Here is a 17,773-nt window from a genome sequence, read left to right on the forward strand (position 1 = left end):
AAATACGAAATGCAGACTTTGGCCAGATCGAGTTATTTGCTGATGTTACCGGACACTGTTCCATAACGAGAGACTACCATTTGTGCGGTAATAGCCCAATAAAAAGACAGGATGGCAACATAACCATCTTGCTATCCAGTCTTTTTATAAGGGCTTCAAATCGTGAAATACCAAGAGTTAGTTTTATAAATTTCTAATACATAGAAGTCACGCTTCACTTTACTCACCTCGCTATTTCATTTATTTTTTATTGCAAATGCAACAATTATGAGATAAGTTAATATATATTATTTATTGCATTTACAACAAAATACGCGCTAAGGAGTTATTTATGAAGGAAATCCTACGTGAAATTGGAATGATAGCTAGGGCATTAGATTCAATAAGCAATATAGAATTTGCAGAACATGATCTTACAAAAGGGCAATATTTGTACCTTGTTCGAATATGTGAAAACCCAGGAATAATTCAAGAAAAGTTAGCTGAGATGATAAAAGTAGATCGAACAACAGCTTCACGTGCAATTAAGAAATTAGAAATCAATGGATTTATAGAAAAGAAAGAAGACAATCAAAATAAAAAAATAAAAAAACTATTTCCTACAGAGAAAGGGGTTACTTTGTACCCTTACATAAAAAGGGAAAACGATTACTCCGATAAGGTCGCATTATCTGGATTCTCTGAGAGTGAAGTAGAAACTATGTTTACCTTGCTGCAGAGGGTCAGAAAAAATGTAGAAAAAGACTGGGAGTTAGTCAAAAAAGGAAACAAAAGAAATTATTGACTTAGTAAACGGAGGACAAATAAAAATGACCATAAAAATAAAAAAGTGTACGTTTGAAGATTTAGGGCTACTCCAAGAAATCAGTGTTGAAACATTTAACGATACATTTCAGAATCAAAACTCACCTGCAATTATGAATGCTTACTTAGATCGTGCTTTTAATTTGAAACAATTAGGAAAAGAATTATTGAATAATTGTTCGGAATTCTATTTTATTTTTTTGAATAAGGAAGTTGCAGGGTATTTAAAGCTAAACTTTAATGATGCCCAATCAGAAAAAATGGGTAATGATTCGCTTGAAATCGAGAGGATTTATATCAGGGGGAAATTTCATAAACGGGGACTAGGTAAATACCTGATGAATAAAGCTTTAGACATAGCAAAAGATCAGAATAAAGAGAAGATTTGGTTAGGCGTTTGGGAAAAAAATGAGAATGCAATTAAATTCTATGAAAAAATGAATTTCGTTCAAACAGGGACTCACTCTTTCTATATGGGTAATGAAGAACAAATTGATTTTATAATGACTAAAACACTCATTTAATATTCTCATATTTCGTGAACCAGAACATCATCAGAAAAAAAATCGGCACCAAGTATATAGCTATATGCTAACTAGGTGCCGGCTGATAAACGCCTATAATAGATTTAAATTAATAGCACCATGCTTACGAATGCGGACAGGATAAATCTGCTCAACACCAAATGAGTGCATATATGCTTTATAGGAATCCGTATATTCTTTTGGCAATAAAGCCATTATAACTCCTGCAAAACCGCCTCCATGTACCCTGCAGGCTCCTGCCCCCTTCTCCTTGATAAACAGCTCAGTTAATGCCAAATATAGTGTCACACCCTGTTCAGTAGGAGTAGAGTTAGAATAGCAATTTTGCAGCCATTTCCAGGATGAGTTTCCAGATTCATTTACGAGTCTTATGAAGCTGTTTGCATTATCGTCTGTCAAAGCTTCTACTTGTTGATCAACTCGAATGTTTTCCTCATAGAAATGCAGTGCTCTCAATACAGCTCTATCTCCAACACTCTCTCTAAGTTTGTCCAGGTTGTCCAATATATCTTGCTTTTCTAAATCACGAAGCACATTTTTCCCGAGTTCTCGGGCAACAGCCTTCATTTCTGTTGGAATTGAGGAGTATTCTTCACTTAAATCTGCATGGTTTGCACCTGTGGGGACAATAAATAACTCATAACCTTTGTCAATGGTTGAAAAATTTAATGTAGTGATCAGCGGAGCCTCGATGTTTTTAAAATCAATCGAAATTAGTCCCCCATATCCACAAGCAATTTGGTCGAGCAAACCCGATTGTTTGTTCCACTCTGAATTCTCTGCATATTGGCCTATCTTGGCACAGGTAACGACATCCATCTCGTTATTGTTGTAGAAGAAATTAATAATAGAACATATCAACATCTCAAAAGAAGCTGATGAGCTTACACCTGCTGCACTTATGACATCACTTGTGATACAAACATCAAAACCGCCTAATTTATAACCGTAACGTTCAAAACCGTCCAAAATCCCTTTAACTAAGGTATATGTTCCTGAAAGGTTAAGGCTATTCCCACTCGAATTTAAATCAATAATGAAGTCTTCGTTATAGGTAATGCTTTTTATACGAATAATATTTTGATCATTTTTCGCAGCCGCTCCAATACAATCCATGTTTATACTGGCAGCAATTACTTTACCTAGATTATGATCTGTATGATTGCCACTAATTTCACTGCGCCCTGGTGAGCTAAAGAGAAACACTTCGCCCTCTGCAAATTTTTTTACATATTCCTGAACCAAGGTTTTATATCTTTGCTTTTGATCGTTAATGATAGATGGAACATCACCATACAGACTTTCTAGTGTTCTTTGAAATTCTTTTGATTCGATCAGTTGAATTGTTTCTGTAATTGATGGCATCCTTTGAATTCCTCCATATGTATAATTGCTCAAGAAAAATATAGCATTTATTAATTATTTCATACTAGTGAAAAATGTAACTTTTATATGGATGATTATGACTTATAATTCCTCAAATATATATATTTAGTGTATATGTTGCGTGCCAAGAGCTTTCACCGTAACGCGCGGTCGTTGCGCTGTGATAACTAAATAAAAAGACTGAATGCCATAGCAAGATAGCTATATGCATCCAGTCTTTCTTTTTAAAAGGTATAATCGTAAAATTTCTCTGCATTACTTACGCTAGACCATATATCTGCGCTTTCCCCACCTATATACCAATAAGCAATTCCGGCTAGATTGTTCTTAACGCTTAAATCGTATTTTGCTATTAATGAACGGCCATCCTCAATCCAGATCGTGTGTTTTATGGACTGCTTTGAATAGTTGGCAACATATTGTCCTAAAGTCTCATTCCATACGGGCTTCATTCCATAGCTACTAATAATCTGATTTTGCTCCGGAAGCGAGATATACTTTGAAGATGAAACCGTACCATTCTGATTCAATGTCCAGTCACGATTATATAAAGGCAGTGCCAATATAACCTTATGGCTGGGTACGTCCTTTAGTACAGTATCCACTGCATGTTGATCAAAAGGAATAGAAGCATTGGACCCTGGAAGCTTACTCCCGTCATAATGTTCGTCATAACCCATCATTACCATATAGTTCACTTGCTTACCTAGTGCAGCGTAGTCAAAAGCATCTGTCCAATCTGTTCCAAGATCAGGAGAGACGTCTATTGATAGCTTCGCGTTAAGAGCATGCATTTTCTCAGCTAATAATGTAATGAACGAGGTCAAATACTCACGATCGTCAGGCGCTACATTTTCAAAATCAATGTTTAGTCCATCTAATCTATATTTGCTCACTAAAGCTACTAATTGATTTACTGCAGTATTCCTTGTGGTTATACTCGACAACATTTGATGGGTCGCTTCTTGATCCGATCGATTGCCTACCATCGCCCATATTTTCTTATTATTCTTCTTTGCCCATGTGATCAGCGAAGCATCCGTTGAATCCGTTACTGCACCTGTTTTTCCTACATAATACCACCGTGGTGATAAGGTGTTAACGTTGGATTTCAGAACCGTATTCTCATATTGTGCCGTCGTCTGCCCATATTGCCAGCCTATAACGATTCGATCCTCCGGCTCATCATCGAGTTCTGCTGCCCAACTCTCATTTTGCAGCACTCGGTCAATGAGGACGGCCGTTTCCTGTCTAGTTATAGGATCAGAGGGGCGGAAATTCTTGCGATTATCCCCCTTCATCAAACCTAGATCATTTACAGTAGCAACAGCTGATCTTGCCCAGCTAGCAATTTCATTTCGATCATTGAACGAAGTTAGAGCATGAGTATGGTTTGTTTGCTTTAAAGCTTTGGCCATCCATACAGCCGCTTCCTGCCTGGTAACTGCTTTTGCTGGCGTGAAAGTAGTTGCCGATGTGCCGTTAGCCAGCTCAAGCTGAACAGCTGCCTGTATCCAGCCGTAATACCAAGCTTTTTTAGCTACATCTATATAAGGAGATACTGGACTGACTGCCGGATCAAGCTTTAGCAGACGGTCAAGAACCGTAATGAATTCCGCTCTAGTAATCGATTTAGTAGGTGAGAAGCTTGTCGCCGTTGTGCCGGTTAATATGTTGCGGTGATACAAATCTATAATTTCATTTTTAGCATAACTAGTATCTATATCCTTAAAAGGCGCCTCATCATCAGCCGATATATGTTGAATAAATACTCCAGCTACAAGCACTACTACAAGTATCGTAATTACAAATCTACCAAATCTATTGTTCACGAGATGATCCTCCTCGGATATAATCTTCGAATTATACCAAGGATAGAAGCTATAAACACTGCTAAAATATTGGTAGAGCGCAAAAAAAATAGGGCATCCCACTAGCCATTACGACTTTTAGGATCCCCCTATGATTTAAAGAGCCCGAAATAAAAGCTCCCCTTTGGATTGAATATATCGATACATCGCACCACAAACCACTATTATTAGTAATCCAATCCCTAACAATACGAGATTGCCATTCAGATCAGATAGCAGCAGACTCATACCAAAAGGAATCAGTAAACTTATAAACCCTATCAACGTCGCCACTAAGACGGATGCGCTTTGTTTGACTACCGATACTTCATTTGTCCACTCCAGTTTAGGTAACTTCCAATTAACGAGTACACCAGTCATTGCAGTAAGACAAGCATATAAGACGGGAATAACCAATAATAGCAAACTTTCCATCCATCCGGTGTCTAGAGATATCATGAGGAGCACACTACTGACAACTACAATCGGCACGGTAATCGTAAGATTCACTGCGATTTTACTTAGCAATATCGTTATTGTCGGCACAGGTGCGCTTTTTAAAATCCAAATATTATTACCTTCGAGCGAAATAGAACTGGATGTCGTACAGCTTAAAGTTACAAAAACGGAAACAAACAGGGGAGCCAGTCGATTCAGATAATTTGAAAGCTCTGGTATCTCAACGAGTTGACCTAGTTGGTCTGCACTAACGAACAGTAAGGCGATCGCTAACACAAGTAACATTACCATGCCTATACTCGTGTTAAGTACATAGATAGAAGAACTAAAATAGCGACGCAGCTCTTTTTTATACAATGTATAAAGCGGTGAGGATACTGCAAGTGATTTCATTTGATATTTATTTTTTGAAAAAGAAGTCGTAAGACCTGTGTGGATCGCTTTATATTTGCTACCAAGCACGATGGTAAACAGCATAAAAGAAATCAGCGAAAACCCAATAAACAATACTAAGGAATCAAACTGAAACGAGCAAACCGCATTTACATACATAAGCGTCAAAGGATACAAGTTGTATATTTGATCAGCAATTTGAGCGCTCATATCCGCAAGTAATTGTGGATTGTTACCATTTATTTGACCTGAACCAACAATTATAGCAATAATTACAACAAAAGTTAGGATGAGCGTTATTATACGACTTCCTTTAAATCTTGAGGAAACCCAGCTGATCAGAGCACCTATAATCGTTGCAGCTATGATCGGCACTAATGGAATAAATAACAGTGTCATCAAAAAATACAAATAATATAGTACGCCGGGATTCACCTTTATAGCATAAACAATGCCTGCAGGTACCATCACCATCAAAGAGAAGAATAGGTTTAACACATAAAGCTGAGCCACCCGACTTGCTACAATATGACTCGTTTTGATTGGCAGCGACATTACGAGATCGTAGTCTTTGGAGCCAAATAATACACCACTAGCCTTATAGATCGTTGTAAAAAATCCGATTAAGCAAGTAACTGCCATCATTATCGCAAGGAGCAGCTCTGGCCGACCAATCTGTTCAAGGGTCTCTGCTATCATATAGCTATAACCAAATGAAACCACAGCCATCATAACAATTCCAATTAGGATCCCGATGGTCAGCCACAGCATTTTTTGTCTTTCTTTCACATCACGTGTGTGCAAAGCTTTATTTAACCCAAAGGAAGAGATCAGCTGAATCTTCGTCAATCTCCAGATATTAATCATGCTTAATCAACTCCAAAAATACATCTTCAAGGCTGCTGTCACCCTTCACCTCTTCTGTTTTCCCATGCGTAATCAATTCTCCCGCTTTGATAATGGCAATCTTATTACAGAGCTTCTCCGCTACATCCAGTACATGCGTTGAAAAAAAGATCGCACTTCCCTGACTGCAAATCTCCGTCATGATTTTTTTAAGCGTGTGTGCCGCTTTTGGATCAAGTCCCACAAAGGGCTCATCCAGAACTAACAGCTTCGGTTTATGTATCAGTGCTGAGATGATCGCGAGCTTCTGCTTCATACCATGAGAATACGAGGAGATTAAATCCCCCAAATGAGATGTAATCTCAAATTCATCCCCATATTTCTTAATCAACAACTCCCGATCAGCTTTCGATACACTAAAAAGATCACCAATAAAATTCAAGTATTGAATGCCGGTCAGATGATCGTATAGATCTGGATTATCTGGAATATACGCAGTGATCGCTTTGCAGGCTAAAGGATCTTTTTTGATGGAATGTCCACCTATTTCGATATCCCCCTCTTCAAAATCAAGAACACCTACTACTGCCCGAATCGTCGTTGTTTTCCCCGCGCCGTTATGACCGATAAAGCCATAAATATCGCCTTTCTCGACCACTAAGTTCAAGTCATTCACTGCCTTCTTACCGCCCTTATAGCTCTTGGTAAAATGCTTTATTGTCAACATCTTGACACTCCCTCTCCGTTCGTATTCGTATTAGTAACTTTCATCATGCATTCAATGCCTACCGTTTCATACGTTGTTAGGATAGTTTTACTATAGTACGTTTATCCTGTCCATTTAGTTCATTCCTTCATATAAATAAATTTTTCTTTATAAAAACGAAAAAAGAGAGGGGTTCTCCCCTCTCTTTGATAATCCTGTTTATACGTACTTATGGATCGTTGCGAGCAGTTGATCAGCTACATAGTCAACTCCGTAAGCAAGTTGGTTGTGATCGAAGCGTATTTTCACAAAGCTCTCATCTGTATCAAGCGCATCGGCGAACAAACTAGCTAAACCACGTGCCTTGCGATCAATCTGTAGGAGCAACTCAATGCCATCCTCATTTGGAAAGAAAACGATTTCTAATTCGTCTAGTTGATTCCGGAACTGTGAGGGGGGAACGAATTCAAATTCTTGAACAAAATCTAAGCCATTGATCCTGCCGTAACGCGGTGCATATTCACAAGTCACTTCACGAATAAGGAACCCGAGCTGATTCATCGCATCCAAAATAATAGCACAATATGGATGAGGGCCTACTTGAAGATAATCCTGATCCTTTGGATCAATTGCCTCTTTAATATCAAGTCCGGTTTGAATCCAAACCGGCGATCTCCCTAACGTCACTGGCGTTATCGCCGGAAGCTGGAATGAGACGGGAAATTCATAAACCTGCTCCGCCACTACTTTAAATTTACTTGCTAACAGGAATTTGGATACCGTCGCTTCCACTTCCATCTTCTTATCGTTCAGCTCTTTCAAGTAACGCGTCTTAACGAATGCGTAGACGTCATCGACCTCCTGATCCACTCGGCCACCTTGAATTCGAACGGAACCACTGATCGTATCACCTGCGTTCACGAAATCTTGATGGAGCATGAGATCTACTTTAGCCGCTCCAATTCCGGCACTCGCGAGCATTCGTTTAAACATTGACATTGTAATGAATTCCCTCCCTAATATTTGCATATTTAAGGATACGAAGGGAACCACCTGAGGTTTCATTTACGGGACAGTAAATGCCATGCTACTGACAAAAAAGAAGCATCCTCGCCCCAAATAGGGTCGAATACTTCTTTTTCTTCACAAAGTCTACGCTGAGGCGAACTGACTGTTATATAATCTGGCGTAATATCCACCGCTGGCTAGGAGTTGATCATGCGTACCACTCTCCACAATGTCTCCATCCTTCATGAAAAGAATGAGATCCGACTCCCGAATCGTTGACAATCGGTGGGCAATCACAAAGCTGGTCCGACCAGCGATCATAGTCAGAAAAGCCTTCTGAATCCGTACCTCAGTTAAGGTATCAATACTGCTTGTAGCCTCGTCTAAGATGAGCATAGGCGGATCTACAAGCATTACTCGTGCAATGGTAAGTAGCTGCTTCTGTCCTTGGGAGAGATTATCCCCTGAGCCACTGATCTTCGTATCATACCCTTCTGGCAGACGTTTAATGAAGCTATGAGCATTAGCAGCTTTAGCAGCAGCGATGATTTCCTCCTCTGTAGCCCCAGGTTTTCCGTAAGCAATATTATCTCTGATCGTGCCCCCAAAGAGCCAAGTATCCTGCAGCACCATCCCAAAATTACGTCGCAGACTGTCACGCGTAATGGTCTTAATATCCACACCATCAATCTTGATGGACCCACGGTCCACATCGTAGAAACGCATGAGCAGGTTTACCAGCGTCGTCTTCCCTGCTCCAGTCTGACCTACAATCGCAACTCGGGTACCGGGCTTCACTTCTAGACTGAAATCGTTAATCAAGGGACGTTCTGGATTATAAGCAAAGGATACTTTTTCGAAGGTAATGGTTCCTTGACTTGTACTCATGATTTTTGCGCCCTTAGAATCAGCGGGTTCTGGTGTTAGATCGAGAATGGCGAAGATCCGCTGCGCAGAGGCAGTTGCCGATTGAAGCTGTGTAATCACACCTGTTATTTCATTAAACGGCTTAGCGAACAAGTTGGAGAAGATCAAGAAACTGGACAGATCCCCTACCGTGAAATGACCCCGAATTACCATAACACTACCGATCATAGCTATAACTGAGAACGTAACGTTATTTACTAGCCGCGTTGTCGGATTGGATAAGGAGCCATAAAATTGTGACTTCACACCGGTCTGATATAATGTCTCGTTTTGTTCTTCAAACTGAGACATTGCACGTTCTTCATAATGATAAGCGGTGACTACTTTTTGCCCGCCGATCATTTCCTCCACATAGCCATTGAGACCACCGAGAATCTTCGCCTGCTCTTTAAACATCTTTTGAGATCGCATCGTAATAAATCTGGCCACAAAAAAGGTGGCGGGTGCTGACAGAAGAACTACTAAGGTCATCAGAGGACTGATGTACAACATAAGCACAATTGCCCCAACGATGGTGATGATCCCTGTAAGCAGTGTGGAGAAACCTTGCAGCAGTCCATCAGAGACGGCATCCATATCGTTAACAAACCGGCTGATACTGTCACCTTGCGGGTGGTTGTCGTGAAATTTTAAAGGCAAAATATTTAATTTATCAAAAAGCTCCCGCCGTAAGTCATATACAGTCCGGTAGGCGATTCGATTCGTCAGATAGGTAAGGAGCCATCCAAAAAAGCTGCCGACAATATATACCGCTGCCAGAATCAAAAGCAGTCTAAGTACGGCGTCAAAATCCACCTCTCCCGGTCCGATCATAAAATCAATGGCTTTACCGATAAGTAGTGGTCCGATTAGACTGGCGATCACACTGAGTAACGCGCATATAACTGCCCCAATAGCTATTTTTCTATAATGTCCTGTATATACAATTAGTCTTTTCCAAATGTTGTTTTTGTTCATTGGCCCGACTCCTCACTCGATAGCTGGGACAGGCAGATTTCTTTGTACACTTCACAACCACGCATCAGCTCCTCATGGGTTCCGATACCGGCGATCCGCCCTTCCTCAAATACCATAATTTTATCCGCTTGCCTTACAGTGCTCACCCTCTGCGAGACAACGAGTACGGTCATTTGCTGGCTGCTCTCTTTGAGCGCTTTACGTAGAGCCGCATCAGTAGCGAAATCCAGCGCACTGGAGGAGTCATCCAGAATTAGAATCGACGGCTTACCTACCACTGCGCGAGCTATCGTCAAGCGCTGCTTTTGCCCCCCGGATAAATTAAGTCCGCCACGTGATACCTGCGTATTCAATCCTTCTGGCAATTTACGAATAAACTCTTCCGCCTGAGCAACAAAGGCTGCTTGCATGATTTCTTCCTCGTTTGCGTCTTCCTTACCCCAACGAATATTCTCAGCGATTGTTCCAGTAAACAACACTGCTTTTTGCGGCACAATCCCTATTTTCTCACGAAGCTGATGCAGCTTATAATCTCTGACATTCACTCCATCCACTTTAACTTCACCTTGCACTGCATCATAAAAACGTGGAATTAAGTTCACGAAAGTAGATTTACCAGAACCCGTACTGCCAATCAGCCCTACAGTTTCTCCGCGGTTAATGACTACCGAAATATCCTCTAATGCCAATTCTCCTGTTGTATTATAACCAAACGATACATGATCGAATGATATGGCAGGAGCGGTATGATCAGGTTCAGTCATCACAACATTCCCGTCCTCGGACACGGATGCTTTGACACTCAGCACTTCATTCACACGATTGGCAGAAGATGAGGCTTTTGTAAAAATAATGACCAAGTTGGAGACCACTATAAGTGCCAGCAAGATTTGAGTGACGTAATTGATAAAGGCAATGATCTCACCTTGAGACAATCGCCCCCCATCAATGTGAATTCCACCTACCCATAAAATAGCTATGATCGCCGCGTTTACTACAAGTGTCGTCATAGGTCCAAGTAAAGCGGAAATCCGCGAGACCCGGATCGCTGTAGTGGTTAAATCCTCAGATGAGGCATCAAAACGTTCTTTTTCCGTACGTCTCTTCGCAAAAGCACGAATGACTCGTATCCCCGACAAATTCTCACTAAGAACGAGCGCAAGGGCATCCAGCTTCTGCTGGTATTTTCGATACAAAGGTGCACTTCGAGTGATAATAAAATATAATATAATGCCAAAAATCGGCGTTGCCGCTATTAAAATCAGCGATAATCTAAAATCCAAAATCATGGACATTATGATAGCCCCGATGCAGATAAACGGCGCACGAATAACCAGGCGAATCAGCATAGCCACTGCAATCTGCAGCTGGTTTACATCATTGGTAATTCTGTTAATCAGCGTAGGCGTACCGAACGTATCCAGCTCAGCGTACGATAAAGATGTAATATGTTTGAACATTTTATTACGAAGCGTCGTGCCGAATCCCTGAGATGCTCGTGCTGCATAGTATTGGCACACCATGGAGCAACCGAAGCCAAGCAGAGACATCAGCACCATCAGGCCACCCATACGGTATACATAAGCACTGTCATGATTTCCTACCCCGTTATTGATGATTAACGCAACAATGGTAGGCAAAATCAGCTCCAGAATCGCTTCCATCAGCTTGAAGATTGGACCGATGATGGCTTCTTTTTTGTACGGTTTTAAATAGACTGCAATTTTAAACAACGTCATCCACACCCAACATAAGAAGTATTTAAGCACTTGAAATATGTATAATAACAGTTATGATTATGGCATATCTACTCACATATTAATAATATTTGATTCGTATCGCTCCCATACGATTAACATATCTCAAGTTCGGAGGATTCTTTTTATGGATATTAGACAGCTTAAATATTTTATGGCTATCGCTGAGGAAGGGCAGATTACTTCTGCAGCCAGAAAGCTGCAAATGGCTCAGCCTCCGCTCAGTCAGCAGCTTAAGCTGCTTGAGGAAGAACTAGGCGTCAAGCTTGTAGATCGAGGTCCGCGCAGTGTACAACTTACCGAAGCAGGAGCCATTTTGCGTGACCGGGCTCAACAAATTCTGGAGCTGGCTGATTCCACTGCCCGGGAGCTCAATGATTTTGTCAAAGGCTTAAAAGGAACTCTTGCCATTGGCACTGTCTCTTCCTCAGGAGCGACCCTGCTCCAAGATCGACTATGTGAGTTTCACAAAACGTATCAAGGCGTTAAATTTGAAATCCATGAAGGGAATACCTTCAGAATCATCGACCTTTTGAACAAGGGCATTGTCGAGATTGGCATTGTCCGGACACCCTTTAATGCTACAAATTTAGAATGTCTTTACACACAAGCTGAGCCTATGATTGCCGTAATGACTCCAGAGTATGACTGGAAAACAGATGAAAACTTCGTTGAGATCGGTGAGTTAAAAGATAAGCCGCTCATTATCTACCGCCGTTTTGAGCAGCTTATCCGGGAAACCTGTCTTGAGAATGGTTTTGATCCGCTAATTTTCTGTATGAATGATGATGCGCGAACAACACTGCTCTGGGCAAATGCTGGTCTTGGCATCGGAATTATCCCCAAATCCGCTTTCGAATTAACGAGTAATCGTAATTTGATCTATAAAGAAATCAGTAGTGAGTCGCTTCGCACGCGGGTCGCCGCCGTCTGGATCAAAGATAAATACTTATCATCACTAGCTTCCAAGTTTATTGAAAGCTTTAAGAATGGTTAAACAACAGGCATGTTACTATATATGTAGCGATCGCACCGAAGAACTCTATTATTCTGGAATATCAAGGTGAGTACATCGAAATCCCCTTCCTTAATGTGATGCATTTATTATGAGTATCTTGCCATTCTCGGCGAACGCAACGTTCAATTATTCGGAGATTACTTCCCGATTCGCTTCGACTACTTGGATACGATAGAGGGTGACAATTTATCTTGCCAAGTCCATCCTAAGCAATCGTATATTCGAAGTGAATTTAATGAATTTATGGAGCAACAAGAATCCTATTACATTATGGAGAAGCAAGGAACATCCCATGTCTATTTGGGATTAACGGATACTTGCACCGAAGAAAATTTCTATCAAGCGGTGAAGACAGCGCAGGAAACGGCTATTCCTATCCCATTAAAAGACTATGTAAACGAGTTTGAAGCTGAAAAAGGCGACCTATTCCTCATTCCAACAGGTACAATGCATGCATCAGGAAAAAATAATCTTGTCCTCGAGATTTCATCAACAACATGGTGGTTTACGTTTAAAATCTATGATTTCTTGCGCAAAGGAATGGATGGTAAACCTCGTCCGATTAATATTGATCACGCCTTTCCGAATATTGATTTCTATAAGAAAACAGCGTGGGTGCAGGAGAATTTAATCGCTAAGCCCGTACTATTACAATCCCAAGGTCGCAACGAAATGGTGGAACTTGGTCAACGAGAGGATCTACTTTTCTATGTACACCGATTACATTTAACTGATAAATGGGAAGATCATACAGATCACCAAATGGTCATGTTCAATCTCGTAGAAGGTGAGAATTATATCCTGCGACAATGAATCCGTCTCAGTCGAATTCTGGTATGCGGAGTCCTATATCCTGCCTGCTGCATTCGGTGCCTATCGAGTTGAGAATTTAGGTAGCCAGCCTTGTAAGCTCATAAAAACTGGGGTATCCAAATCTTGGGATGTGAGCTTCCTTGAAGACTAAATTCGTTATCGCACTCGACGTTGGCGAGACCTTTATCAAGTCCAGTCTCGTCATGAATGGCTGCTCCATTCAAGCTTCTCAATTCCAAGTCCCTTCGCTTGCAAGTGAGGATGCCAGCACTACGCTCCAGCAATTCATGACGATCATGCAATACCAATATATGTTTGGAACAACATTATCGAACGATTTATCTGCTGCAGTGTTCCACAAGAACGTTTTATCTCTTTAACACTCGGCACAGGGCTGGGCTCTGCTTTCATTGATCAAGGAAAAATCCGAATTGAGGGTGAGGGAGTTCCTCGTAATGGAGAGCTCTATGATAAGCCTTATCGCCATACAATGATCGATGAAGTGTTCTTCCGTCCTGGTATTCTACATGCCGCACAGGAACGTGGATTTTGGATAGAAGGCATGGATGTGAAGGAGCTCGCTGATCTGGCAAGACAGGGAAACCTCGCCTATCAACAAGTATTCGAAGAATTTGGTTCGTGTCTAGCTGAGATGCTTGATCCCTATATCGTGGGCTTTGGAGCACAGCGACTCGTGCTTGGCGGACAAATCGCGAAAAGTTTTGATGTATTTAGACCTGCGCTCGAACAGGGACTACTACCACATCATCTATCTATTTATACATCTGAGCATGTTATAGAGAATACGTTCAAAGGTATTGATCAATTATTCTCATAAAAAATGGAAGGTCGGCTACCCATTATTTGAGTAGCCGACCTTCCATACTATCATACGTTATTTACCGTACTCTATAATCATTTGAGGATTATTAGTCATTCTGAACGTAGTCATTTGCGAATAACCTGATTCAATACGGATTGGTTCTCCGCAATAGTTCCCCCAGCCTAACGCTGGGTAATACCAGGCTTGATTGATAATAAGCTGTGCTATGATTTTTGCAGGAATGGTATCATTCAGAATTTCGAATGCCTCGATGACAACTTCCGCTCCCTCGTAATCGAAGGGGACTCCAATGGTAATCTTATGGTACGCGAGTGGAAGTTCTCTGCAAGTAAATCGTTGTTGGTACAGTGGCATACCAATATCACTATGTGTACCAATGATATGCTTGGGCTGATCATCTACGTGAACATGCATCGTTCCACCAGTTTTATGTTTCTTATACATGAACTGAACGCCTGTACCGTAAAATGAGAATTCAATGGTAGATCCCGGAGTATTCGAATGCCACACCGTACCTATGATAGCTTTTGAATCTTGTAGGTGCTGCCATTCACCCTTATAGGTTAATGAATCGGTATCCGCATAACTAACTAATGTAGGCGGTTGATACATATAAGCTATTCGAGCAGCCTCGTTTCCGTTGGATTCTACGCGTAGAGTGGCGTCCGTATCTGCTAGGCCAACAGCATAGAAGTGAATATACTCTCGCATCGTTTGGAAATCATTAGTAACTATTCCTTTAGTAGAATCGTCTTTACGTTCCAAATAATAGTTGCGCATATCGTCTTTCCATTCCCACGCAGGTTGCTCTCCGTAAACATCTGGTTGTTCATCACTAGCTTTACGAACCCGGTTGGCACGGCCGGTAAGTCTCCCTATATGATTCTCAGGATAAACACTGAATCGTCCTGATTTCTGCCATTCCACATAATCGATGTGCTCAGGCATATCGATTGCTAGACCAAGTTCTTGTATCTCAAGCTCAAGTTCATCATTGTCCACCGTATAGCGAATTTCAAATTTACCACTTGCGAACAGCTTCTGAACAAATAAAACTTTTATGCCTAGTGTGTAATGACCAGTAGTTGTGACTACAATCTGCTGGTCATTCTCGCAAGTTTCTACATGAATGGAACCTGGAATCCAATTACCAAGCTCGACACCAGTCAAATTCAAATGCGGGCCACCTGTAAGTATGACTCGGTTTTGGAAAGTTGCTTGAGAGAGCATCGCTGATTCTTTGCAATATGTGAAAGAAACCATGTTGTTACGAATGAGATATTGCTCATCCGTTTCTTCGACCTTTAATGCTTCATACTGGGCATCACAGAATATGAACTGTCTTGTTGCAATTGGGAGCAGATATTCATCTACGACTATCCCATCCGATGTTTGAAACTGTAAATGTATGCGCTCTCGATCGCTCCAATCTCGTGCTGGGAGTTCGAGTTGCCCACTTGAGTATGGCTTAATATCAGGTCCATAGAAAGACGGTTGGGCAATAATTTGCCCATCCACGTGAATGCTGTAGCAAATGTTCACTTCATTCAGGTTAGTGTGATTGAACCAGTTACTAATTGAGATGATGAGTGGGGCATATCCTGGATTCCCAACGGTGCCTTCCATAATCCGAATTGGGGAGTAGGCTTTCTTAGTCATCCAATATTCAGGCTTATGTCTGCGCCAGACATCACTCATATTACCCCATTCTCCGTATCCTGCGGCAGTACCAATTGAATGCTGTTGATGTCGTTCGGGGACACCATCAGGCAGGAAGAATATATCATCAATATTAGCCCACAATGCACCACCAAGCGCACCATGCGTATTGACAATCTTCTCCCATATCTTATATACACTCTCTCCCCAGAAGTTGCGTACGTTATTGTCTCGTTCAAGTTCCTCGATGTTATAGCAAGCGATATGTGCATATTCATCGTGAATAACAGGAGAAGAATAGTTAATTACGATATCTTTCTCAGACACCCCATAAGTAACTAAGTGGTAATCCATATCATTTGTATAATCAATATAATGTGCGCTGTAAATATCGGTTGTACTGCCATCCTCAACTAAGAACGGATAACTGAATTTAGTTGGCCGAGTCGTCTCCTCTTGCTGAACGTACTGCAGCTGTCTTCTGAATTTATCCCCTTCCTCATTAGCGCGCCAGCCACTCTCATTAGCTAATGACCATATTATGACGCTAGGATGAGAACGATCACGTTCTATCATTTCTGCTAATTGATTCATATACCATGGTTCGTCATCCCGCCATGGTCCAGGTCCATTTGCATACTGGAAGTTAACGGCTGTTTCTTCCTCTACATACATGCCAAGCTCATCGCACGCCGCAAGAAACTCCTCCGATGGTGGATAGTGGGAGGTTCGTACGTAGTTAACATTTTGCTCTCGTAGCAATATGACATCCTGTATATCCATTTCTGGTGTTGTTGTTCTTCCGAGCTTTGGATGGATACTATGGCGGCATGTGCCTCTTAATTTAATTCGTTCTCCATTAATGTAGATTTCTTTCGGATCTGTCCCGTTCTTTCCTGCGAAGCAGATTTGTCGGAATCCAACCTGTACTTCAGCTTGCTCGATCAATTGATGCTCATCGTCAAATAACTTGGCATGTAGGGTGTATAGATAGGGCTGCTCAGCATTCCATTTCTTTGGGTGTTGAATGTTGAAGGATATATCGAGGTGTTGTTGCTCAGGCTCAAAAACGATAGAATGCTCTTCAAGTGGTACGAGGGCTTGTTGTTGGTCTGTTAGCTCAAGTTGAACATAAACAGCTTTAGCTTGATGGAGTGCGGCACCTAGTGATACCTGCAAAAACGCATTATTGTAAGCGGTGTCAAATTCAATGTCATAATGAAATCTAGTAAGATGCGTCTTAGGTACTGCAATAAGCTCTATCGATCTTAGAATCCCACCAATATTATGATGAGCGTATTTGCTACCAATTGAAGGGTCCCATATGTCATCGATGAATTCAACGACGATAGTAGTAGCTTGCCCAGCGCGGATCTGATCCGTAATATCACAATCCCATGTCGTAAATCCACCCTGATGATCACGGTTATACAAACCGTTTATCCATACCTTAGCTTTGGAATATATACCATGGAACCTTAGGATTACATGCTTTCCATCATAATCTTCTGGAATCATAAAAGAAGTTGTGTAGTAGTATGGTGTGTCACTTTCGATATTATAGCCTTGCATAGCAACTTCACCAGGAACAATGATTTCATGCCAATCATAAGAATCGAGGTTTTGTGCCTCAATATGTTCAGTTGAGAGTGGATTCATACTGAAATACCATTGATTCTCAAGACATGTATTGAGACATATCACCGGATCTTTCGTGCCCGAAGTATAGGTAGGCTTCGTAATTATTGTAGGTCTTTTCCATGCTGTCGAATTGTTTAGTACTGATGTTGCCATGATCATG

At 41.2% G+C, this 17,773-nt stretch carries 14 protein-coding genes; 6 read left to right on the forward strand and 8 right to left on the reverse strand.

The annotated features are described in order from the left end of the window. Positions 1-331: 331 nt before the first annotated feature. Together MKY19_RS18095 and MKY19_RS18100 are read left to right on the forward strand one after the other, a co-directional pair. Positions 332-784, forward strand: a complete 453-nt coding sequence (locus MKY19_RS18095) for a MarR family transcriptional regulator (RefSeq protein ID WP_339796628.1) — start codon at positions 332-334, stop codon at positions 782-784. A gap of 25 nt (positions 785-809) precedes the next feature. Continuing rightward, positions 810-1,328 (forward strand): GNAT family N-acetyltransferase, encoded by a 519-nt coding sequence (locus MKY19_RS18100; RefSeq protein ID WP_339796631.1) that lies wholly within the window; start codon positions 810-812, stop codon positions 1,326-1,328. A 93-nt stretch (positions 1,329-1,421) separates the two neighbouring features. Here MKY19_RS18100 and MKY19_RS18105 read toward each other — a convergent pair whose 3' ends face one another. The 7 genes from MKY19_RS18105 to MKY19_RS18135 form a co-directional block, all read right to left on the reverse strand. After that, on the reverse strand, positions 1,422-2,714 hold the full coding sequence (locus MKY19_RS18105) for a galactokinase family protein (protein WP_339796634.1): 1,293 nt from the start codon (positions 2,712-2,714) through the stop codon (positions 1,422-1,424). Between the two features lie 245 nt (positions 2,715-2,959). Then, positions 2,960-4,567, reverse strand: a complete 1,608-nt coding sequence (locus MKY19_RS18110) for an S-layer homology domain-containing protein (RefSeq protein ID WP_339796636.1) — start codon at positions 4,565-4,567, stop codon at positions 2,960-2,962. A 135-nt stretch (positions 4,568-4,702) separates the two neighbouring features. Next, on the reverse strand, positions 4,703-6,304 hold the full coding sequence (locus MKY19_RS18115; protein WP_339796639.1) for a hypothetical protein: 1,602 nt from the start codon (positions 6,302-6,304) through the stop codon (positions 4,703-4,705). After that, complete coding sequence (locus MKY19_RS18120; RefSeq protein ID WP_042189353.1) at positions 6,297-7,010, reverse strand: ABC transporter ATP-binding protein; 714 nt, start codon at positions 7,008-7,010, stop codon at positions 6,297-6,299. Before MKY19_RS18120 ends, MKY19_RS18115 begins: the two co-directional genes overlap by 8 nt. Positions 7,011-7,208: 198 nt before the next feature. Then, the gene (locus MKY19_RS18125) at positions 7,209-7,988 is read right to left on the reverse strand and encodes a sporulation protein (RefSeq protein ID WP_339796642.1); all 780 of its coding nucleotides are present in this window, start codon (positions 7,986-7,988) and stop codon (positions 7,209-7,211) included. Positions 7,989-8,141: 153 nt separating this feature from the next. Continuing rightward, on the reverse strand, positions 8,142-9,881 hold the full coding sequence (locus MKY19_RS18130; RefSeq protein ID WP_339796646.1) for an ABC transporter ATP-binding protein: 1,740 nt from the start codon (positions 9,879-9,881) through the stop codon (positions 8,142-8,144). Further along, positions 9,878-11,614: an ABC transporter ATP-binding protein gene (locus tag MKY19_RS18135; protein WP_339796649.1), complete on the reverse strand. Its 1,737-nt coding sequence runs from the start codon at positions 11,612-11,614 to the stop codon at positions 9,878-9,880. Before MKY19_RS18135 ends, MKY19_RS18130 begins: the two co-directional genes overlap by 4 nt. Positions 11,615-11,765: 151 nt before the next feature. On the opposite strand from MKY19_RS18135, the gene MKY19_RS18140 reads away from it, so the two are divergent. From MKY19_RS18140 to MKY19_RS18155, 4 genes are all read left to right on the forward strand, one after another. After that, positions 11,766-12,635 (forward strand): LysR family transcriptional regulator, encoded by an 870-nt coding sequence (locus MKY19_RS18140; RefSeq protein ID WP_076286242.1) that lies wholly within the window; start codon positions 11,766-11,768, stop codon positions 12,633-12,635. Positions 12,636-12,818: 183 nt separating this feature from the next. Next, positions 12,819-13,469: a class I mannose-6-phosphate isomerase gene (locus MKY19_RS18145; RefSeq protein WP_223178965.1), complete on the forward strand. Its 651-nt coding sequence runs from the start codon at positions 12,819-12,821 to the stop codon at positions 13,467-13,469. 140 nt (positions 13,470-13,609) lie between these two features. Continuing rightward, positions 13,610-13,849 carry a hypothetical protein gene (locus MKY19_RS18150; RefSeq protein ID WP_339796653.1) on the forward strand — a complete coding sequence of 80 codons (240 nt, stop codon included), beginning with the start codon at positions 13,610-13,612 and terminating at the stop codon, positions 13,847-13,849. Between the two features lie 29 nt (positions 13,850-13,878). Then, on the forward strand, positions 13,879-14,307 hold the full coding sequence (locus MKY19_RS18155) for a hypothetical protein (RefSeq protein ID WP_339804382.1): 429 nt from the start codon (positions 13,879-13,881) through the stop codon (positions 14,305-14,307). Between the two features lie 57 nt (positions 14,308-14,364). Here the strand turns inward: MKY19_RS18155 and MKY19_RS18160 are convergent, their stop codons facing one another. Further along, positions 14,365-17,772: a glycoside hydrolase family 2 TIM barrel-domain containing protein gene (locus tag MKY19_RS18160; RefSeq protein WP_339796657.1), complete on the reverse strand. Its 3,408-nt coding sequence runs from the start codon at positions 17,770-17,772 to the stop codon at positions 14,365-14,367. Position 17,773: the final 1 nt, after the last annotated feature.

Origin of the sequence: Paenibacillus sp. FSL R5-0744, assembly GCF_037972555.1 — a bacterium.
Taxonomy (GTDB): Bacteria; Bacillota; Bacilli; order Paenibacillales; family Paenibacillaceae; genus Paenibacillus_AQ.

Coding starts and splice junctions, on each gene's coding strand:
- MKY19_RS18160 (WP_339796657.1), bottom strand. CDS start 17,772: ATGATCATGGCAACATCAGTACTAAACAATTCGACAGCATGGAAAAGA.
- MKY19_RS18125 (WP_339796642.1), bottom strand. CDS start 7,988: ATGTCAATGTTTAAACGAATGCTCGCGAGTGCCGGAATTGGAGCGGCT.
- MKY19_RS18105 (WP_339796634.1), bottom strand. CDS start 2,714: ATGCCATCAATTACAGAAACAATTCAACTGATCGAATCAAAAGAATTT.
- MKY19_RS18120 (WP_042189353.1), bottom strand. CDS start 7,010: ATGTTGACAATAAAGCATTTTACCAAGAGCTATAAGGGCGGTAAGAAG.
- MKY19_RS18115 (WP_339796639.1), bottom strand. CDS start 6,304: ATGATTAATATCTGGAGATTGACGAAGATTCAGCTGATCTCTTCCTTT.
- MKY19_RS18130 (WP_339796646.1), bottom strand. CDS start 9,881: ATGAACAAAAACAACATTTGGAAAAGACTAATTGTATATACAGGACAT.
- MKY19_RS18100 (WP_339796631.1), top strand. CDS start 810: ATGACCATAAAAATAAAAAAGTGTACGTTTGAAGATTTAGGGCTACTC.
- MKY19_RS18095 (WP_339796628.1), top strand. CDS start 332: ATGAAGGAAATCCTACGTGAAATTGGAATGATAGCTAGGGCATTAGAT.
- MKY19_RS18140 (WP_076286242.1), top strand. CDS start 11,766: ATGGATATTAGACAGCTTAAATATTTTATGGCTATCGCTGAGGAAGGG.